The 18642-nt window shown below is 66.9% G+C and carries 18 protein-coding genes; 7 read left to right on the top strand and 11 right to left on the bottom strand.

Translation table 11 applies throughout. The features are described from left to right. Positions 1 to 50: 50 nt before the first annotated feature. Positions 51 to 419: a hypothetical protein gene (locus ACP15H_RS15705; protein ID WP_425067122.1), complete on the bottom strand. Its 369-nt coding sequence runs from the start codon at positions 417 to 419 to the stop codon at positions 51 to 53. 51 nt (positions 420 to 470) lie between these two features. Beyond that, positions 471 to 1526, bottom strand: a complete 1056-nt coding sequence (locus ACP15H_RS15710) for an AraC family transcriptional regulator ligand-binding domain-containing protein (protein ID WP_425067123.1) — start codon at positions 1524 to 1526, stop codon at positions 471 to 473. 110 nt (positions 1527 to 1636) lie between these two features. On the opposite strand from ACP15H_RS15710, the gene ACP15H_RS15715 reads away from it, so the two are divergent. Together ACP15H_RS15715 and ACP15H_RS15720 are read left to right on the top strand one after the other, a co-directional pair. Continuing rightward, positions 1637 to 2527: a hypothetical protein gene (locus ACP15H_RS15715; RefSeq protein ID WP_425067124.1), complete on the top strand. Its 891-nt coding sequence runs from the start codon at positions 1637 to 1639 to the stop codon at positions 2525 to 2527. 16 nt (positions 2528 to 2543) lie between these two features. Beyond that, positions 2544 to 3980, top strand: a complete 1437-nt coding sequence (locus tag ACP15H_RS15720) for a DUF1254 domain-containing protein (protein WP_425067125.1) — start codon at positions 2544 to 2546, stop codon at positions 3978 to 3980. Positions 3981 to 4125: 145 nt separating this feature from the next. Here the strand turns inward: ACP15H_RS15720 and ACP15H_RS15725 are convergent, their stop codons facing one another. From ACP15H_RS15725 to ACP15H_RS15735, 3 genes are all read right to left on the bottom strand, one after another. Then, positions 4126 to 4548: a hypothetical protein gene (locus ACP15H_RS15725; protein ID WP_425067126.1), complete on the bottom strand. Its 423-nt coding sequence runs from the start codon at positions 4546 to 4548 to the stop codon at positions 4126 to 4128. Beyond that, positions 4529 to 4885, bottom strand: coding sequence for a hypothetical protein (locus ACP15H_RS15730; RefSeq protein WP_425067127.1), 357 nt, complete (start codon positions 4883 to 4885; stop codon positions 4529 to 4531). The genes ACP15H_RS15725 and ACP15H_RS15730 overlap by 20 nt, the downstream gene beginning before the upstream one ends. A 66-nt stretch (positions 4886 to 4951) precedes the next feature. After that, positions 4952 to 5371, bottom strand: a complete 420-nt coding sequence (locus ACP15H_RS15735) for a winged helix-turn-helix transcriptional regulator (RefSeq protein WP_425067128.1) — start codon at positions 5369 to 5371, stop codon at positions 4952 to 4954. Between the two features lie 85 nt (positions 5372 to 5456). Here ACP15H_RS15735 and ACP15H_RS15740 point away from each other — a divergent pair, with 85 nt between their 5' ends. Continuing rightward, positions 5457 to 6191, top strand: coding sequence for an SDR family NAD(P)-dependent oxidoreductase (locus ACP15H_RS15740; protein ID WP_425067129.1), 735 nt, complete (start codon positions 5457 to 5459; stop codon positions 6189 to 6191). A 164-nt stretch (positions 6192 to 6355) separates the two neighbouring features. Here the strand turns inward: ACP15H_RS15740 and ACP15H_RS15745 are convergent, their stop codons facing one another. The 3 genes from ACP15H_RS15745 to fic form a co-directional block, all read right to left on the bottom strand. After that, positions 6356 to 7318, bottom strand: a complete 963-nt coding sequence (locus ACP15H_RS15745) for a hypothetical protein (protein ID WP_425067130.1) — start codon at positions 7316 to 7318, stop codon at positions 6356 to 6358. Positions 7319 to 7378: 60 nt separating this feature from the next. Further along, the gene (locus ACP15H_RS15750; RefSeq protein ID WP_425067131.1) at positions 7379 to 8161 is read right to left on the bottom strand and encodes a hypothetical protein; all 783 of its coding nucleotides are present in this window, start codon (positions 8159 to 8161) and stop codon (positions 7379 to 7381) included. 200 nt (positions 8162 to 8361) lie between these two features. Further along, entirely contained in the window at positions 8362 to 9456 is a 1095-nt protein-coding gene (fic, locus tag ACP15H_RS15755) for a protein adenylyltransferase Fic (RefSeq protein WP_425067132.1), read from the bottom strand. 420 nt (positions 9457 to 9876) lie between these two features. Between fic and ACP15H_RS15760 the strand changes: the two genes are divergently transcribed. The 3 genes from ACP15H_RS15760 to ACP15H_RS15770 all read left to right on the top strand — a co-directional run bounded on the left by ACP15H_RS15760 (position 9877) and on the right by ACP15H_RS15770 (position 14128). Further along, the gene (locus tag ACP15H_RS15760; RefSeq protein ID WP_425067133.1) at positions 9877 to 11664 is read left to right on the top strand and encodes a sulfatase-like hydrolase/transferase; all 1788 of its coding nucleotides are present in this window, start codon (positions 9877 to 9879) and stop codon (positions 11662 to 11664) included. A gap of 151 nt (positions 11665 to 11815) precedes the next feature. Continuing rightward, positions 11816 to 12349, top strand: a complete 534-nt coding sequence (locus ACP15H_RS15765) for a TetR/AcrR family transcriptional regulator (RefSeq protein WP_425067134.1) — start codon at positions 11816 to 11818, stop codon at positions 12347 to 12349. A 12-nt stretch (positions 12350 to 12361) separates the two neighbouring features. Further along, positions 12362 to 14128, top strand: coding sequence for a CocE/NonD family hydrolase (locus tag ACP15H_RS15770; RefSeq protein ID WP_425067135.1), 1767 nt, complete (start codon positions 12362 to 12364; stop codon positions 14126 to 14128). A gap of 27 nt (positions 14129 to 14155) precedes the next feature. Here ACP15H_RS15770 and ACP15H_RS15775 read toward each other — a convergent pair whose 3' ends face one another. Together ACP15H_RS15775 and ACP15H_RS15780 are read right to left on the bottom strand one after the other, a co-directional pair. Continuing rightward, positions 14156 to 14659 (bottom strand): YbhB/YbcL family Raf kinase inhibitor-like protein, encoded by a 504-nt coding sequence (locus ACP15H_RS15775; RefSeq protein ID WP_425067136.1) that lies wholly within the window; start codon positions 14657 to 14659, stop codon positions 14156 to 14158. Positions 14660 to 14747: 88 nt separating this feature from the next. After that, positions 14748 to 15737 (bottom strand): Bug family tripartite tricarboxylate transporter substrate binding protein, encoded by a 990-nt coding sequence (locus tag ACP15H_RS15780; protein WP_425067137.1) that lies wholly within the window; start codon positions 15735 to 15737, stop codon positions 14748 to 14750. 173 nt (positions 15738 to 15910) lie between these two features. On the opposite strand from ACP15H_RS15780, the gene plsY reads away from it, so the two are divergent. Beyond that, entirely contained in the window at positions 15911 to 16540 is a 630-nt protein-coding gene (plsY, locus tag ACP15H_RS15785; RefSeq protein ID WP_425069907.1) for a glycerol-3-phosphate 1-O-acyltransferase PlsY, read from the top strand. A gap of 64 nt (positions 16541 to 16604) precedes the next feature. Here the strand turns inward: plsY and ACP15H_RS15790 are convergent, their stop codons facing one another. After that, positions 16605 to 18560 carry a PAS domain S-box protein gene (locus tag ACP15H_RS15790; RefSeq protein WP_425067138.1) on the bottom strand — a complete coding sequence of 652 codons (1956 nt, stop codon included), beginning with the start codon at positions 18558 to 18560 and terminating at the stop codon, positions 16605 to 16607. Positions 18561 to 18642 lie beyond the last annotated feature (82 nt).

Below are 18642 nucleotides of genomic sequence, written 5' to 3' on the forward strand. Positions count from 1 at the left end.
CTGACCGCGAGGGATCTTTTCCCGCGACCAGCCGGTCGCGTCAGGCTTGATCAGCAGTAGGGCGCCGTGCGGGTGCGGTAGCCGTCGTAATACTGGCTGCCGCAGACGACCTGCTGCTGCACCACTTGGTCCTGATAGCCGTTCTGACCGCGGTTGGTGACGGTCACGTTCGTATAGCGGCGGCCGTCGGCCTGATTGTAGCGGCCCTGGCCCTGCTGGTACGGGTTATAGGCCGGCTGGTTCTGATAGTAGTTGGGCGCCGGCTGGGCGTAGGCGTAACGCGGCGGCGGCGGCGCGTAGCCGTTGTTGTAATAGGCCGGCGCGGGCTGATAGGCGCCGGTCGGCGGACCATAGGCATCGTTCTGGCAAGCCGCGGCCGCAAGGCCGATACCGGCTACGATCGCGAGCCTCGCAGACATACCCATCAACATCCTATCCTCCGGCGTTCGGTTCCTTGCGCATCAACGCACTCACCCCGGCGGAGTTGCCTGTTGCCGCCACGCCGCCGGAGACAGGCCCATCCTGCCGCGGAAAGCGCGCGAAAAAGCGGCGACGTCGGAATAACAGAGGGTGGCGGCGATATCGGCGACGGTGAGGTCGGTGTCGCGCATCAGCTGCCGGGCGATCTGGAGGCGGACCTCGGCGACCAGGTCGCGGATCGAGGTGCCGCGCTCGGCGAAACGGCGGTTGAGCGTGCGCCGGCTGAGGCCGGTGGCCGAGGCGACGGCATCGACGCCCACGATGCCCTGCGCCATCCCCCGGATGATGGCCCGGCGGGCGCGGACCACGAGGTCGAGCTCCTCGCCGGCTGCGGGCGGCGATGGCGGCGCGGCCAGTCCCGGCGGCGTCGACTGGGGCCGCCGCGGCAGCCAGCCGGGATCGAACTGCACCGCGCTCTGGGGCGCGCCGAAGACGAGCGGCGCCTTGAAGAACGCCTCGTAGGGCCGGCGATCGACCGGTTCGCGATGGGCGAAGGTGACACGCAGCGGCGTCCATTTCGCACCGCCCAGCAGGCGCAGGATGTTGGTCGCGGCGGCCAGCGCGAAATCCTCGAGATGCAGGGTGCCGCGCCGGTGCCAGGCATAGGGCGTGATGCTGAAGCAGGCGCCGTCGGCGCCGACGCTCAGCGCCGGCACCAGCGCCTCGCCGTTCAGGTGCAGGTTCATCGTCAGCCCGCGCAGCGCCCGCTCGATGGAGAGCGCGCCGCCCAGCAGCCGGGCGAGCGGTTCGCCGAGGGCCGCGGGGTCGAAGGGCCCGGCGAGCAGCAGGCCCAGATGCGGACAGTCGGTCCGCTCCCCCGCGCGCGCCACGAGATCGAGCAGCCGGTCGACCGGCCAGCGATTGTCCGGATCGCCGAAACAGTCGGGCGGCAGGCCGGATTCGGCCAACAGCGGCGCCAGGCCGACGCCGTGGCGCGCCAGCAGCGCCTCCAGCCCCATCATCGGCCCGACACGCATGGTACGGCCGGCCGAGGCATTGAAGCGGCCTGACGGACCGGCTTCTTCGGATGTTGCGAGACGGGTCACCTTGCCGGGGATGCTTACACTTTTGGCGCAAACTGTCATGGCGTCCCGCGAGGCGCTTTGGCACACCGCGCGGGAAGAATCGTGCTCCCGAAATGGCCGGAGAAGCCTCGTTGAATCTGAAGTTGGCGGCCGCTGCGCTCGTCGTTGGGGGTGTCTTCGCCTGCGCGGGCGTTGCGATGGCGGAGCCGGCGGCCGCCGACACCGCGACGGCGGATCCCGATGCCTGGCGTTTCCAGGCCGCGACCTACGGCTGGCTGATCAGCGTGAGCGGCAGTACCACGTCGCACGGCCAGACGGTCGACACCAATGCGAGCTTCATCGACCTGCTGCAGAAGAGCGATTCGCTGATCGGCTACATGGGCTATCTGGAGGCCGACAAGGGACCGCTCGGCGTCTATGCCGACTTCGTCTTCACCAAGATGGGCTTCACCACCAGCCAGGCCGCCTATCGCAATCCCCTTCCCGGCCTGAAGCTCAGCGCCACGGCCAACGCGGCGCTCACGATGCAGATGTTCATCGTCGAGTTGGGCGGCGTCTACGAGTTGGCGCGCTGGGGCGGTGAGGGCGGCGGCTCGACCAGGCTCGAAGCGGTGGGCGGCTTCCGCTACTGGAACATCAACCTCACCGGCACCTTCGATGCGCTGATCACCGCCGACACGACGCGCTTCAACCTGAGCCGAAGCGCCGGCTTCGCGCTGGCCGACAGCGGCACCACGGCGTGGGTCGATCCGCTGGTCGGCCTGCGCCTGCGCCATCAGCTCGCGCCCAACCAGACGATCACGGTGCGCGGCGACATCGGCGGCTTCAACCTGCAGAACTCGCTGAGCTGGCAGGCGATCGCCGTCTATTCCTACGACTGGCAGTTCAGCGGCTACCAGATCGCGGCGCTGCTGGGCTTCCGCGCGCTGGGCGTCAACTACAACAGCGGCAGCGGCGCCACCGCCTTCGGCCTCAACGAGGTCTTCTACGGCCCGGTCCTGGGCGCGAGTTTCCGGTTCTGAAGGAAGAGGTTCGATCATGGCCATCAATCGTCGCAACGCCACCCGGGGCGGTCTCGCCGGCACGCTCTCGGCGCTGGGCGGCTTGCTGCCGGCCTCCGGCGCGCGCGCCCAGGAAGGCGTGCCGGTGCTCGGCGGTCTCGAGGAGTTCTGGCTGGCCACCGATGCCTACGTCTACGGCTACCCGCTGGTCACCATGGAGATGACGCGGCGGATCATGACCAACGTCGCCGCCCCCGCCGGCACGCGCGCGCCGATGGGGCAATTCGCCCGCATCGGCGAATATCCCAGCGCCGCCTTCCGCGACGTCACCGCGCCCAATGCCGACACGCTCTACACGATCGCCTGGGCCGATGTCGGCAAGGAGCCGTGGGTGCTCAGCCTGCCCGACATGAAGGGCCGCTACTACCTGTTCCCGCTGCTCGACGGCTGGACCACCGTGTTCCAGTCGCCCGGCGCGCGCACCACCGGCACGGGCGCGCAGACCTATGCCATCACCGGCCCCGGCTGGAAGGGCACGCTTCCCGCCGGCGTGAAGGAATACAAGTCGCCGACCAGCCTGGTCTGGATGCTGGGCCGCATCTACTGCACCGGCACGCCGGAGGATTACGCCGCTGTCCATGCGCTCCAGGACCAGTGCAGGCTGGTGCCGCTCAGCGCCTGGGGCAAGGACTACACGCCCGCTCCCGGCACGGTCGATCCCGCGGTCGACATGAAGACGGCGGTGCGCGAGCAGGTGAACGCGCTCGATGCCGTCTCCTACTTCACGCTGCTGGCCGAGCTGATGAAGACCAACCCGCCGGTGGCGGCCGACGCCGCCACCGTCGCGCGCTTCGCCCGCATCGGCCTGGTGCCCGGCCAGGACTTCGACAAGACGAAGCTCAACGCCGACTTCGCCGCGCGCATCCCGCACATCGCCTTCGACCGCATCATGCTGCAGCTCAAGGTCGGCAAGGCGGTGAAGAACGTGAACGGCTGGCTCTACGACACGGTCACCGGGATCTACGGCACAGACTATCTCAACCGCGCGCTGGTCACGGCGATCGGTCTCGGCGCCAACCGCCCGCAGGACGCGATCTATCCGATGTCGCTGAAGGATGCCGACGGGCGCGACTATGACGGCGCGAACAAGTACGTGATGCGCTTTCCCAAGGGCCAGCTGCCGCCGGTCAAGGGCTTCTGGTCGCTCACCATGTACGACGCCGACTTCTTCTTCGTGGCGAACCCGATCAACCGCTACTCGATCAGCGCACGGCAGAAGCTGAAGGCCAATGCCGACGGCTCGACCGACCTCTACATCCAGAACGAATCGCCCGGCGCCGACAAGGAGTCGAACTGGCTGCCCGCGCCCAAGGGCAAGTTCCAGCTGATGCTGCGCCTCTACTGGCCCACCGAGACCCCGCCCTCGATCATCGACGGCACCTGGTCCCCGCCGCCGGCGAAGAAGGTGGGGTAGTAGCTGGGGGCGTCGCGCGAAAGCCTCATGCGGAGCAACTTACTGCCGCCCCCAAGCCACGCCTGAACAAGTTCGCGCCTCTCCGGCTGAAGCGCAGTCGCGGCAACGCGTTCGCGTAGGAGGGCGACGCCGACGATCCCGTGCGTCAACATGGCTTCGACGAACGCGAGGTCCTTCTCACGTCCGGCCGCGAGCTTGGCAACGGCAAAGTCGTGAACATCGAGGCACCACCAATGCCGCCGCCCGTATTCTCGTTCTCGACTTTCACGAGCCGCGTCTGCCAGCATTTCGGCAATACTGCCGTCTCCGGGCCAACGCCGTCTGCGTAGTAGCCAAACTGTTCGTCGAAGGCAGACCCATAACCGATCGCCCCATCGATCAGGTCTGCAAGTTCGGGCCGCTGCATTGGGTAAATATCCGCTTCCCGGGAAACGCAAAGTTCGGGCGCCACCGTCGGTGCCATCGGCATCGTGCCCAGAATCGCCTGGCTGCCGACGATCACCAGATCGCGCTCCTGCGTAATCGCCGATGCGGCGCGTATCAGATGCTCAAGCGCCGCGCGGTTCATTGCCGGCCCTCAAAGCCCGGATGATGGCCATGCGCTCCTGAGAGGTCAGGACGCCGGCAAAAGGCGCCGTCTGCCTCATGGCCGTTGCCTGCTCCGACGTTTCCAGCACCTGCGAGATCATCGCTTCGGGCCCCAGCGCGGCAAGCGCCTCCCACCGCTCCAGATAGGGACGCGTTCCCGCCTGCGTGCCGTCAAGGTTCGCACGCCACCTGGTAAGTTGCCGCCGCACCTTCGTGAACAGGTCCGGCTGCTGCCGCAGCTTGGCGGCGGCAGCACGGGCGAGGGCCAGATGCAGCCGGTCACTGTGCGAATGGCTACGCATGTTGAACAGTACCATGTGAGCGTTGTCGCTGCAGCCCAGGCCGGGATGCGACAACCGACACTCTGGGGCGCGCCTGGAGCCTCACCTTTCCATCGTCTCGCTTGCCGTGTCCCGCTCGGCCGCGCGCTGCGCGAAGACGCGCGTCACCTCGGCGAGGTTGTCCGTGCCCCAGGTGCAGAGCGGCACCAGGGCCTGGGCGAGGCTCTCGCCCAGTGGGGTCAGGGCATAGTCGACCCGCGGCGGGACCTCCCGGTAGTCGGTCCGTTTGACGAGGCCGTCGGCCGTCAGCTCCTTGAGCTGCTGGATCAGCATCTTGTCGCTCACGTCGCGCATGGCGCGGCGCAGCTCGCCGTAGCGGGTCGGGCCGCCCTGGGCCAGGAAGTAGAGGATCAGCGGCTTCCACTTGCCGGCGATCACCCGCAGCGTCGCGTCGAGGCCGCAGGTGAAGCCCGGCAGGGTCGGGGTGCAGGTCGGGACCCGCGGCGAATCATGGTCTGACATTTTTAGGTACTTACCAAAAGGTGCATACTTGTCCTTAGGTGGGTACGCCTCCAGCTCTGTGCAACCTCAAACGCAGGAGCACAGGATGAGCAGACTCAAAGGAAAGACGGCGGTGATCACGGGCGGCGGCACCGGCATCGGGCTGGGCGCCGCGCAGCGCTTCGTCGAGGAAGGCGCGTTCGTCTATCTCTTCGGAAGACGACAGGAACAGCTCGACGCCGCCGTGGCGAAGCTCGGCACGTCGGCGCGCGCCGTGCGCGGCTCGGTGACCGAGATGGCCGATCTCGACCGGCTGTACGAGACGGTGAAGACAGAGCGCGGCGGGCTCGACATCCTGTTCGCCAATGCCGGCACCGGCGCCTTCGCCCCGCTGGGCGCGATCACGCCCGAGCAGTACGACCAGATCTTCGACGTCAACGTGAAGGGCCTGATCTTCTCGGTGCAGAAGGGCCTGCCGCTGATGAAGGCCGGCGGCTCGATCATCCTCACCGGCTCGACCACCGGCGAAATGGGCACGCCGCAGTTCAGCATCTACAGCGCGACCAAGGCCGCCGTCCGCAACCTGGCGCGCAGCTGGGCGCTCGACCTGAAGGGCACCGGCATCCGCGTCAACGTGCTGTCGCCGGGACCGACCCGGACCGATCTGGCGCTCGAGGTGGTGGGCAAGGAAGCCTTCGAAGCGATCGGCGCCTCCACGCCGCTCGGCCGCATCGGCGAGCCGTCGGAGACGGGCGCCGTGGCGGCGTTCCTCGCCTCCTCCGACTCGAGCTTCATGACCGGCGGCGAGGTCTTCGTCGACGGCGGCCTGGCACAGGTGTGAGCTCAGCGCGGGCCAAGCCTGGCTTGGCCCGCGCTGAGCTCCCCAAGCGTCAGGACATTGCGCAGCAATGTCCGAGAGCGCCACGAGGTGTTCGAGCAATCGAAGCCTTCAAGGCCTCCCCCCTTACGGGGAAGCTTGCGCTGCGATCCGATGCCCGCGCCCCGCTACTTCAGCAGCGTCAACAGGTAGTCGGCGACCCGCTGGTAGGCGGCCGGCGTCGGGTGATATTCGAACGGCGGGGCGATCAGGTAGGCGTCGGTATAGTCGGGAATGATCTGGCGGATCGTGTGCACGCGCACGCCGTTCTGTTTCAGGCGATCGATCACGCCGGCGGTGACGCCGTCCCAGGTGAAGACGTGGAACCGAATGCCGGGATAGAGGCGCTCCAGTTCGCGCGAGGCTTCGATGATGATCGCCGCCGCCAGCTCCTCCTCCTCGCTTTCGGTCAGGCGATTGAACCCGACCAGCTCGCGCCAGCTCTTGCCGACGGTATTGAAGTTTCCGTCACGCACCGCCCGCCCTTTGTCGTCCAGCACGAAACGCGGACCGAACCTGTCCCATTTGCCGCGTCCCGCCGCCCGGGCCGTATGGGCGGGGATGAACAGATAGACCGCATCGGTCGGCTTGCAGGTGATCGCCTTCTGAAAGCGGCCGGACTGGAGGCCGGACAGGAACTGGTGCGGTCCCCAGCCGCCGATCCCCAGGCTCTTGACCTCGACCTGTCCCTTGCTCTTGGCAACGATCTGGGCCGCCGTGGTCTCGTCGTCGTTCACGCCCTCGCCGAACGTGAACGAATCGCCGAACAGCAGGACGCAGCGCTGGGCGTTCTCGACCTTGGGAACGACGCGGAAATGATCGGGTCCGGTCGTGTAGGACGCATCATAGATCACGCGATCGTCCAGCTTTCGCACGGCCGTGACGTGCTTGTTCGGCAACGCGATGAAGCCGACATCCGGGATGCCCTTGTTGTCACCCTGATCGTAGAAGCCGTTGACGAACGTTCCCTCCATCGTCAGCCGATCGCTCTGGCCGTCGACGAAGTCGCTGTTCTTCCACGCCCCGAACGCAAGAGCGGCCGCGACGGCCGCGACGAGACTGATCCCACCGGCCAACAACCAATCCTTCATTGCCTACCTACTCCCTTGGGGATGCCTGCGGCGTCCTTCCCTCCCGACGGCGCGTGCGCCTCAGCGCGATCTCTGCAGCGGGGTCGGCGTGAGCGGGCTCGGCGCCAGCGGTGCGGGCGCCGGCTCGGCCGAACTCGGCGCCCGGCCGCGCATCGGATCGTTGATTGCCGGATCGCCGGTCGCCGGATCGTTGACCTGGGTCGGCTTCACCATCGTGTCGGGCTCGCTCGCCGCGGCCGGCGTGACCGCCGGGCCGAGGGGAACCGGGGCGCCCGGCGCGGCGGGCATACCCGGCGCGCCCGCAGCGCCGGCGGATGCGGGGCGGCCTTCCTGCTGGGCGACGGCCTTGGCGGCGGAGGTGGTGTAGAGCCACTCGTCGGCACCGCGGGTCGTGCCTTCCTTGAAGACGGCAATGGCGCGCCGTCTGTCGCCGGCCTTCCAGAAGGCCTCGGACACGTCGCGATAGACCATGCCGGTGGCGCTGGGCTTGTTGTCCTTCGGCACCATCTGGAGCGCGCCCTTGGCGCGGTCGAAGCTGCGCTCGCCGGCCGCCAGGTTGCCGCTGCGGATCTGGTACTCGGCCAGGCTGCTATAGGCGAGCGCCAGGGTGCCGCAATTGTAGTTGGTGGTGGAGGAGCACTGGTCGGAGGCCGAGTATTTCTCGACCTCCTTCTGCGCCAGGCTGGTCGCCGCCTTGAGGTCGCCGCCCTCCGACGCCCGCAGCGCCTGCTCCTGGTAGGAGGTGCTGTCGCCGCTCGCGCAGGCCGACAGCAGCATCCCCGCCGCCCCCGCCACGACGAGCCTGCGGACCTGTGTCCCGCGATCCCCCAACAGCCCGGCCATTTCATTTCCCTGTCGAACACGAAGGCCGTCGATCGGCCCTCCCCCATCCCGTCTTATGGCGGGCGCCTCGCCCGAACGAAAGGGGGATTTGGCGGCCGGGCGAGAGGCCGGCCCATAAGCGTCAGGCTGCGGCCTTGTTACGAGCCGCCCGGCCAGGCACCGTCCGGGCGCGCCGCGGGGTGTTGCCACGCAGTCGCACCTCAGGTGGGACGTGAAGGCTCCGAAAGAAGCTGCAGGAGTTCCGGATTGATGAAGAGTTTCTCACGCCCGACTTCGCGCTCTTCCAGGATCCCGATCTGGGTCAATGCCTTCAGGTACACCGAAGCGGACTGGCGTTTCGCGATGTTGGCTTCGACGAGATCCCCAATCCGGCAATAGGGCTGGACGAACACGATCTCGGCCAGCTCCCGCGAATAGATCTTGGGTCTTTGGTTGCGGATCTTTTCCGCGGTCCTGTCGATCAATCCTCGAATGGCTCTGACCTTGGAGGTCGTCCACTGCGCCGTGGTTCGCACGGCCTCCAGCATGAAGAGAATCCACTCTTCCCACTGGCCGTGGGTCGTGACCTGAAGAAGCAGTCGATAGTAGTCGGCCTTGTTCAGGATGATGTATCGGCTGAGATACAGGACCGGAATTTCGATCAGTTCCTTTTCCACCAGGAACAGGATGTTCAGGACGCGGCCCGTTCTTCCGTTGCCGTCGGTGAAGGGATGAATGGCCTCGAACTGATAGTGCATGACGGCCATCCTGACCAAAGGATCGACATCCTCGGCGTCGTGAATGTAGCGCTCCCAGTTCGACAATTTCCGCAGGAGAAGGTCGCGTCCCTCTGGCGGCATGTAGATGGTCTTCTGCGTAGCATCGTTCATGAGAGCCGTGCCGGGCGTGGAGCGAACATCCAGCTCGGTCCCCTTGATGGTGCGGCAAACCTCAATCGCCAGGGTCGTCGAGACAGGTCGCGCCTTGAGCATATGAAAGGCCTCATTGAGGGCCTTCCGATACCTGAGTGCTTCCTTCGTCGCGGGATCGGCTCGGTTGTCGTTCTCGTTGGCGAAGCGGAAGAGCCGATCGGTGGTCGTGACGATGTTTTCGATCTCGGAACTCGCCTGGGCTTCCAGAATGGGAATCGAGTTGATCAACACGGCTTGATTAGGAATGAGTTGACCCGCTGCCTTCAGTTCGGCGAGCGCGGCGCGTGCTTCGATGCACGCCTTGAGCACGGGTTTCGTCTCGATTTCGAGCTGGGGAGGTAACTCCGGCAGGTCGTTGAAGGGCTTGGCAGGAGAAAAGCCCATCCCGTTGATCTTCTCTGCTGTGTCCGTGTTCCGGAGGTGTCGAGTCGCCAACGGCGGAAATTATGTCGATATATTCGGATATTGTCGACATATTCCGGATGGGCGCCATCTACGTCAGGAGGAAACCCTTTTATTACAATGGGTTGAGTACATGTCGATGCAGTCGACAGATCGCAAAATCATGTCGATATTCTACTAATTTATCGACATGAGTGCCCGCGGGCACCCGGAACACATCGGTCCCGGCGTCTTGACGGGGCGGAGCGCCATCCCCCCTCTCCACCGACTCTGAACTTGGGTTCCCAACGCGCCGGCGAACAGGCGCCGATCCGTCCTCGTGCGCGAACACCGAACTCAATTCGCATGCAATCGGCCGCCCGATCTGCGTAGCATCAGGATCGGCCACACAGGAGGATGACGATGCCCCAGGACGACTCGTCTCTCCCGTCGCGCCGCATGGCCATGACATCCGGCGCGGCCCTGCTGGGCACGACCCTGCTGGCCGGAGGCGTCGCGCAGGCTCAGGGGCCGGCCACTTCTCCAGCCGCTCCCGCCAACGCCGCGATGCCGTCCGGCTACAACATCCTCTTCGTGCTGGTCGACCAGGAGCATTTCTTCCCGACCTGGCCGTTCCCGGTGCCGGGGCGCGAGGCGATCAAGAAGAAGGCCGTCACCTTCCTCAATCACCAGGCAGCTTCGTGCGTCTGCTCCTCGGCGCGCTCGGTCGTCTATACCGGCCAGCACATCCAGCACACCGGCATCGCCGACAACCTCAACTCCATCTGGCAACGCGACCTCTCGACGAAGATCAAGACGATCGGCCACCGTCTTGCCGAGCTGGGCTATCACGCCGCCTATCAGGGCAAGTGGCATCTCTCGGCCAACCTCGATCTCAACGACAAGCCGGTCGACGCGCCGCTGCTCGACTACCGCAAGACCCTGCAGTCCTACGGCTTCCAGGACTTCTTCGGCATCGGCGACATGATCGACGGAACCCTGGGCGGCTATTCCTACGACGACGGCACGCTGGCGACGTCGATCTCGTGGCTGCGCACGGAAGCCCAGGCGCTGCGCACCAAGGGCCAGCCCTGGTACCTCGCCGTCAATTTCGTCAACCCGCACGATACGATGTATTTCGACTCCGACATCGGCAACGAGAACATCCAGGGCAAGCGCCACGCGTTCGGGATCGCCCGCGCCCCGGACGACGAACTCTACCGCGCGACCTGGGACGGCGTGCCGCTCCCCGCGAGCCGCCACCAGCCGCTCGACGCGCCGGGGCGGCCGAAGGCGCACCTCTACTACCAGCAATCCATCGACCTGCTGGTGGGCGCCTGGCCGGACGAGGACCGGCGCTGGCGCGCCCTGCGCAACTACTACTTCAACGCCATCCGCGACTGCGACCGCAAGGTGGAGCGCCTGATGCAGGCGCTCGAAGACAACGGCATGGCGCAGACCACGATCGTCGTGTTCACGGCGGATCATGGCGAGTTGGGCGGCAGCCATCAGATGCGCGGCAAGGGCACGACCGCGTACCGGGAACAGAACCACCTGCCCCTCATGATCGTCCATCCGGCTCTCGCGGGCGGCAAGCAGTGCCGGGCGCTGACCTCACAGCTCGACCTCACGCCGACGATCCTGGCACTCACCGGCAAGGACGGCGCCGCCCGCGCCCGGGCCGGCGAGGGATTACCGGGCAAAGACTTCTCCGCGCTGCTGCGCGACCCGGACGCCGCGGGAGAGAAGGCCGTGCGGCCGGCGGCTCTCTTCAACTTCGACATGCTGTCCTATGCGGATCCAAGCTGGGCCGCGATGACGATCGACACGCGCACCTACAGGACGAAGCCCCCGGCGCAGCAGGAGGCGATGCTAACGGGGCATCCGCCGGACTTCCGGAGCCGGACGTCGATCCGCAGCATCTTCGACGGCCGCTACCGCTTCTCGCGCTATTTCTCGCCTCTCGCCTTCAACACGCCGAAGACGATGGAGGAGCTGGTCGCGAAGAACGACCTCGAGGTCTACGACCTGCAGGCCGATCCCGACGAGATGACCAACCTGGCGCTCGATCCCAAGAAGAACGGCGACCTCGTCCTGGCGCTCAACCAGGTAACGAACGAGCGCATCGCCGAGGAGGTCGGCGTGGACGACGGCTCGTTCCTGCCGATCCGGAACGGGAAGTGGGCTTTTCCGCCGCTGGATGAACGCTAGAGCGATCCGATCCAAGGTCCGACCTTAGCGCCTCGCCAGTTCACGACCGAGGACTTGCGTCCGAAACCATCCTTGTCCTAAATTGGTAGGTATACCAACCAGGGCTCTTGGCATGTCACCCGTCGAGATCGCCGTTCGAGAACGCCTGCTGGTGGCAGCCATCGCGCTGATCCGCGAACACGGGCTTGCCGGCCTGACCCAGCCGCGCGTGGCGAAAGCTGCCCGCGTCTCGCAAAGCCACCTGACCTATTATTTTCCAACGCGGCAGGCCCTGCTGGCCGCGGTCCTGGATCGCACCGCGAGCGACCAGCTGGAGGGCGTGGAGCTTGCGATGCGCGGCGCGTCGACAAGTCCCCGAAAGCTGGCGGATGCGATGGGGGCCGCCTTCGAGAAGGCGGAGAACAGCCGTGTCCTCATCTCCTTTGCCCTGGCGGCCAGTCAGGACGCCGATGCGAGGGCGATCTTCGAGCGGCTGACGCGCGGCATACGGGGCGAGGTTGCCGCAGCAGCCGACCGCATCGGCATCGCTGCCGACGCCAGGACCGTGGCGCTGGTCCACGCTCTGGGGGTCGGCTTGTCGGTGCTCAATCTCGCCCTTGGCGGTTCGACGCTGCGCCCCAAGGCGGCGGAGGCAATGGCGAGGCTGTTCAAGCTCCTCGCCGAGGAAGGCAAATCCGAGAACTGACGGAACAAGACCATGACGACCTGGCTCGACAATCTGATTCCCCTCAAGGGCCGTCTCAACCACCTGCAACTGGCCGGCTGGAAACCGGGCAAGGTCGCCGAGCAGGACCTGGGGTGCCGGCTGCTGGCCGATGTCATGATCCCGATGAAGGACGGAACGAAGCTGTCGGCGGACGTGTATTTGCCGCGCAAGCCCGGCCGGTATCCGGCGATCGTGCAGTTCTCGGCCTACAATCGGGACCTGCACTCGATCGGCGTGCCCAAAGGCACCAACGAGATCGGGTCGCCGCCGGTCATCACCGCCCGAGGCTATGTCCAGGTCGTCGTGACGGCGCGGGGCGTCGGGCGTTCCGAAGGCGAGTTGCGGCACTGGCACGCCGAATCCGAGGTGCAGGATCATCTCGCCTGCGTCGCCTGGGCGGGCGAGCAGGACTGGTCCAGCGGCGATGTCTGCCTTTTCGGCACATCCTACTACGGCATGAACCAGCCGACCGTCGCCGCGCATCGACCGCCGGCGCTGAAGGCGTTCTTCTGCAACGAGATCTGCACCGACTTTCGCCGGCACGTCTTTCGCTACGCCGGATATCCGAACATAGAGTTCTTCGGCCTGTGGACCGGCGCGAACTTCACGGCCAAGGGCGTCAAGCTCTACGTTCCCCCGGTCCTGCGCGCCCTCCTCAGTCACGTCGTCAACCGGCCATTCGTCTGGAATCTGATACGGCCGCGCATCGATTCCGTCATGCAGGGCTTCAAGAAGAACCGGCCCATCCCGCGCGCCCTGGAAAACCTCGTCGCCTTCTTCACCGATACCGATACCGATCCGAACAACCGGACCGACGAGGGCTCGTTTCGCCGCCTGTCGCAGATCGACGTGCCCTTCGTCGTCGTGCAGAACCGGGGCAACATCTCGCTGCACCAGTTCGGCGCCTACGATCTCTTCCAGAATGCCGGCACACCGGTCGACCGCAAATGGCTGATCATCGGGCCGGCCGAGTACGAGCTTCCCGCCTACTCCTGGCAACTCGAGGCACTGGCCTTCTTCGACCATGTCGTGAAGGGGATCGACAACGGCTACGATCGACAGCCAGCCGTTCGCTGGTGGCGCGATGGCGCGGGCGAGGGAGAAGCGGCCTGGGGCACGGCGGTGGATTTCCCGCCCCCGGCCTCCCGCACGCTTGCGCTCCATCCCGCCGTGACTGGCACTCTCGAGGTCGAGCCGGTTGCCGAAGCCGAGAGCCACTGGCTGGCCGTGCCGCAGGTTCCGGGCCTCGTGCCGGGCACCGATAGCGTCATGCCCCACGTACTGCGCTTCGCGTGGAGGGTGCCGGCCGACATGGAACTGGTCGGACCGGCCCGTCTTCGCCTTGGTCTCGCCAGCACCGAGATCGACACGCATGTAACCGTGCGCCTCGATCGCATCGATCGCGATGGGACGCGGCATTGCCTGTCGATGGGAAATCAGCGCGCCGCGACGCGGCAGGTCATGCCGGAATTCTCGACCAGGGCCGAGCAGGCCATCGATGACAGGATCAAGACCCCGCTCGTTCCCGGCGAGCCGGTCGACCTGATCGTCAACATGACTCCGACCGCCGCCGCGCTGCATGCGGGCGACACGCTGGAACTCGCCATCGCCAGTCGCCCGGCGCTTCTCGCGGTCTCGGTCGCCGACGGATTCCTGAGCTACGAGGGCTACGGGCTGCCGCAATACATTGCACGCAACACCCTGTTGCATGGCGCCAGGACGGCGCTGGAGGTCACGGTCCTCCAGGCGCCGGACTGAGCCGTGAGGCGTCGAGCGCGGCGCGGCCTACTTTCGCTCGAAAGTCCCCGTCAGCGCGGCCTTGGCCAAGGTATTGAAATGCAGCTGGAAGCCGACGATCGCCGCCGACGTGTCGGCATTCACCGGCAGGCTCTCCTCCTTCACCGCGAACACCGTGAACACGTAGCGGTGCGGGCCGTGGCCCTGCGGCGGGCACGGGCCGCCATAGCCCGGGGCGCCGAAGTCGGTGCGGGTCTGCAGCGCGCCTTTCGGGAGAAGGCCGGCCTTCGGGTTGCCGGCGTCGAGCGCCAGCTCGGTCGTGCCGGCGGGAATGTTGACCACCACCCAGTGCCAGAAGCCCGAGCCGGTCGGCGCGTCGGGATCGAAGCAGTGCACCGCGAAGCTCTTGGTGCCCTCGGGCGCACCCGACCAGCGCAGGTGCGGCGACTTGTTGCCGCCGCCGCAGCCGAAGCCGTACTCGGCCGACAGGATGTGCTCCATGCCGAGGGTCGCGCCTTCCTTGAAGCTGTCGCTGGTTACGGTGAAGGACATGGTCGTGATTTCCTCTTGAGTCGTGGTGCAGCAGCGAGCGTCGCTCCTGACGCTCACGGGCGAAGTAAGGACGAGCTTCGCTCGGACATTACTCCGCCTTGATACCAATCTCCTTCATCACTTGGAGCATGATCTTGCTGTCGCGCTGGAAGACCTTGTTGGTCTCCTCGAAGCTGAGCGGGCCCACGATCAGGAAGTTGGCCATCAGCGCCTTCACCTTCTCGTCGGTGCCGGCCTCGATCAGCGTGTCGGAAAGCTTCTTGACGATGTCCTTGGGCGTCGCGGCCGGAACGGCGAAGACGGCGAAGGCGCGCGTCTCGTAGAAGCCGCCGACGGCACCCTGCTCGACCATCGTCTCGACGCCGGGAAAGGCCGGCAGACGGTCGCCCATCATGGCGATGGCCTTGCCCTTGCCGGAAGCGATCACCGCCGCCGCACCGGCCGGACTTCCCGCCGCGCCGTCGAGCTGCTGGGCCGCCACGTCGGCGAACATCGCCGCCTCGCCGCGATACTGCACGACCTCGACCTTGAACCCGTACTGGCGCGCCATCGTCTCGATCAGCATCTGCGGCGTCGAGCCGGGCCCGTAGGCGCCGAAGTTCAGCTTGTCGACCTTCTTGGCGTAGTCGAGGAACTGCTTGAGGTTGGTCGCGCCGGTCTTCTCGGCCGCCACGACGGGACCGCCCAGGCTGGTCGTCATGGTGAGATAGGTGAAGTCCTTCTCCGGATCGTAGGGCAGGTCCTTCACCGTGACCCGGTTCTGGATCAGCGACGAGGAGATGGTGCAGAGGATGGTGTAGCCGTCCGGGGGCGCGCGCTTGACCTCGGCCACGCCGATCGTGCCGCCGGCGCCGCCCTTGTTCTCGACCACCACCGAGGTGCCGAGCTTGCGCCCGAGATATTCACCGTAGACGCGCGCAATACCGTCGGTCTGTCCGCCCGCCGGATAGGGCACGAGGATGCGAATCGGCTTGTTCGGGAACGCGCCCTGCGCCCGCGACGAGGTGGCGAAAAGAGCCGGCGCCGCGAGAGCGCCCGCACCCGCAACGATGAGCCCGCGACGAGTCGGTGTACGCATACTTCTATCCTCCCTGACCCAGGGCCTTGGCGCCCCTTGATCTTGCGGGCGGAACACTAGTTCAGGTGGAGTGAAAGCAGCAAGCAGATGGCGCGGGGTCGCGACTTTGTGCACTACAATCGGAACGCATTCGAAGGAGCCTTCCGCTGCACGACGCGACATCGCCGCTTTTCATTTCGCTCTTCGGGATCGCAGGCGTCGCTTTCGCCTATCTCCTGGGCTCCATACCCACGGGCTATCTGGCGGGCAGGCTACTCAGGGGCATCGACATTCGCAAACACGGGTCCGGCTCGACCGGTGCAACCAACGTGCTGCGCACGCTGGGCAAGGGACCGGCGCTGGCGGTGCTTGTCGTCGATGTGCTGAAGGGTGTTGCGGCGATCCTGCTGGCGCGCTGGCTCTTTCCCTGGCTACAGGCGCCGGCGGCGTGGTTGCCCTGGGCCGTGTGCCTGTGCGGCCTCGCGGTGCTGCTGGGACACAGCCGATCGATCTGGCTGGGGTTCACCGGCGGCAAATCGGCGGCGACCGGTCTGGGCGTATTGCTCGCCCTTTCGTGGCCGGTCGGCGTCGGCGCGGCGGCCGTATTCCTCGCCGTGCTGGCGCTCGTGCGGATCGTGTCGCTCGCCTCGATGCTGGCCGCGGTGACGGCTGCGCTCCTCGTCTGCCTGCTGCCCGAGCCGCTGCCCTCTCGTCTGCTGGTCATCGCCGGCGGCCTCTACGTGCTCGCACTCCACCGCGCCAACATCGCGCGCCTGCTCGCCGGCACCGAGCCCAAGGTGGGGCGCAGCAGCGTCTCATCCTGAGCGCGGCGAAGATCCACCCTCGCGACACAGTCCTTCGGTCGTTCCGTAAAGTCCTTCGCCGTGCTCAGGACGACCGGTTGCGGTCCCGCATCACATCGGCAATCGCCTGGCCGAGATGGGCCTGCAGGAACGGTTTGTTGAGCCGCGGGATGTCCGCCCCTTCGCCGTTGGGCAGCTCGGCGTAACCGGTGGCCAGCAGGATCGGCAGATCGGGGCGCGCGCGCCGGATCTCGGCGATCAGTTCGGTCCCGGTCATGCCCGGCATCGCCTGGTCGGTGACGACGAGATCGACCCGCTCCATGCGCGAAAGCGCCGCCAGCGCCTCGGGACCGGAATAGGCGGTGGTGACCTCATGGCCGAGATCCTCCAGCATGGCGGCCGTGTTCACGAGGATCAGCGCATCGTCGTCGACCGCGAGGATATGAAGCGACGTCGCTTCCAGCGCCGACGCCGACGGGGAACGCTGCGACGGGACATCGGCGCCCCCGGCCACCGGGACCCACAGCGACGCGGTCGTGCCGGCGCCCGGCGCGCTCTCGAGCTGCAAGCGGCCGCCCAACTGCTCGGCGAGGCCGTGCACCATCGAGAGGCCGAGGCCGGTGCCCTTGCCCACGCCCTTGGTCGTGAAGAAAGGCTCGGTCGCGCGCGCCAGCGTGGTCGCGTCCATGCCGTGCCCCTGGTCGCGCACCGAGAGGCGCACGTAGCGTCCCGCCGGCAGCGGGACGGGCGAGGTCGGCCCGGCTTCAACCTCGCTCGCGGCGATGCCGATCGTGCCGCCGCGCGGCATGGCATCGCGCGCGTTGACCACGAGGTTGAGCAACGCCATCTCGAGCTGGTTGACGTCGACCCGGACCGGCGCCAGCGATGGCGGACAATCGACGTCGAGCACGATCGAGGGACCGAGCGTGTGGTCGAACAGCGTCGTCATGCCGGCCACGAGCTCGGCGACCGAAGCCAGTTCGGGGTCGAGCTCCTGCCGTCGCGCGAAGGCCAGCATGCGCTGCGTCAGGGTGGCGCCGCGGCGCGCCGCCTGCATGGCATTGTCGATCAGCAGCAGGTTCTTCTCGTCCGGCGGCAGGCGCTTGCGCACCAGTTCGAGGCTGCCGATCACGGCGGTCAGCAGGTTGTTGAAGTCGTGCGCGACGCCGCCGGTGAGCTGGCCGATCGCCTCCATCTTCTGCGACTGGAACAGCGCCTCGCGCGCGCGCTCCAGCTCGATCTGGGCGTCGCGCCGCTCGGTGATGTCGCGCGTGACCTTGGCGAAACCCAGCAGCGCGCCGTCCGGCCCGCGCACCGGATCGATGACGACGCTGGCCCAGAAGCGCGTGCCGTCGCGGCGCACGCGCCAACCCTCCTTCTCGAAGCGGCCCTCCTGCACCGCCGTCGCCAGCGCCCGTTGCGGCTCGCCGGTGGCGCGGTCCTCCTCGGTGTAGAAACGCGAGAAGTGCTGGCCGACGATCTCCTCGGCCGTATAGCCCTTGATGCGCTGGGCGCCGGCGTTCCATGTCTCGACGTTGCCTTCGGGGTCGAGCATGTAGATGCCGTAATCGGTGACGCTCTGCACCAGCAGGCGGGTTTCCTCCTGGCTGCGGCGCAACTGCTCGTCGGCCTCCCGCCGCCGGGTGAGATCGCGCGTGACCTTGGCGAAGCCCAGCAGCGTGCCGTCCGGACCGCGGATCGGCTCCATGACCACATGCGCCCAGAAGCGCGTGCCGTCCTTGCGCACGCGCCAACCCTCGTTCTCGAACCGGCCCTCGCGGAGCGCGAGGTCGAGCGCCCGCGCCGGCAGGCCGGAGCGACGATCCTCCTCGGCATAGAAGCGCGAGAAATGGCTGCCGACGATCTCGGCCGCGGTGTAGCCCTTGAAGCGCTCCGCGCCGCTGTTCCAGCTTACGACGTTGCCGGCCGGATCGAGCATGTAGACGGCATAGTCCAGCACGCCCTCGGCCAGCGGCGGGAACGAGTTGGGGTACGTCCCGCCGCCGGAAGGCGGAACGGGACCGGGAGTACAGGCCTTCATGAAATCGATTCTAGCACGGAGGCGTCACCGGATCGCATACCGGCACGGTTCCGACGAGACGGGATGCACCTCGCCCCTCGGC

The organism is Reyranella sp. (assembly GCF_965249915.1).
GTDB lineage: Bacteria > Pseudomonadota > Alphaproteobacteria > Reyranellales > Reyranellaceae > Reyranella.

What these genes read in the sequence shown, in the direction of transcription:
- ACP15H_RS15705 (WP_425067122.1), bottom strand. Translation starts at nt 419, where the DNA reads ATGTCTGCGAGGCTCGCGATCGTAGCCGGTATCGGCCTTGCGGCCGCG.
- ACP15H_RS15720 (WP_425067125.1), top strand. Translation starts at nt 2,544, where the DNA reads ATGGCCATCAATCGTCGCAACGCCACCCGGGGCGGTCTCGCCGGCACG.
- ACP15H_RS15725 (WP_425067126.1), bottom strand. Translation starts at nt 4,548, where the DNA reads ATGAACCGCGCGGCGCTTGAGCATCTGATACGCGCCGCATCGGCGATT.
- ACP15H_RS15730 (WP_425067127.1), bottom strand. Translation starts at nt 4,885, where the DNA reads ATGGTACTGTTCAACATGCGTAGCCATTCGCACAGTGACCGGCTGCAT.
- ACP15H_RS15735 (WP_425067128.1), bottom strand. Translation starts at nt 5,371, where the DNA reads ATGTCAGACCATGATTCGCCGCGGGTCCCGACCTGCACCCCGACCCTG.
- ACP15H_RS15740 (WP_425067129.1), top strand. Translation starts at nt 5,457, where the DNA reads ATGAGCAGACTCAAAGGAAAGACGGCGGTGATCACGGGCGGCGGCACC.
- ACP15H_RS15745 (WP_425067130.1), bottom strand. Translation starts at nt 7,318, where the DNA reads ATGAAGGATTGGTTGTTGGCCGGTGGGATCAGTCTCGTCGCGGCCGTC.
- ACP15H_RS15750 (WP_425067131.1), bottom strand. Translation starts at nt 8,161, where the DNA reads ATGGCCGGGCTGTTGGGGGATCGCGGGACACAGGTCCGCAGGCTCGTC.
- fic (WP_425067132.1), bottom strand. Translation starts at nt 9,456, where the DNA reads ATGGGCTTTTCTCCTGCCAAGCCCTTCAACGACCTGCCGGAGTTACCT.
- ACP15H_RS15760 (WP_425067133.1), top strand. Translation starts at nt 9,877, where the DNA reads ATGCCCCAGGACGACTCGTCTCTCCCGTCGCGCCGCATGGCCATGACA.
- ACP15H_RS15770 (WP_425067135.1), top strand. Translation starts at nt 12,362, where the DNA reads ATGACGACCTGGCTCGACAATCTGATTCCCCTCAAGGGCCGTCTCAAC.
- ACP15H_RS15775 (WP_425067136.1), bottom strand. Translation starts at nt 14,659, where the DNA reads ATGTCCTTCACCGTAACCAGCGACAGCTTCAAGGAAGGCGCGACCCTC.
- ACP15H_RS15780 (WP_425067137.1), bottom strand. Translation starts at nt 15,737, where the DNA reads ATGCGTACACCGACTCGTCGCGGGCTCATCGTTGCGGGTGCGGGCGCT.
- ACP15H_RS15790 (WP_425067138.1), bottom strand. Translation starts at nt 18,560, where the DNA reads ATGAAGGCCTGTACTCCCGGTCCCGTTCCGCCTTCCGGCGGCGGGACG.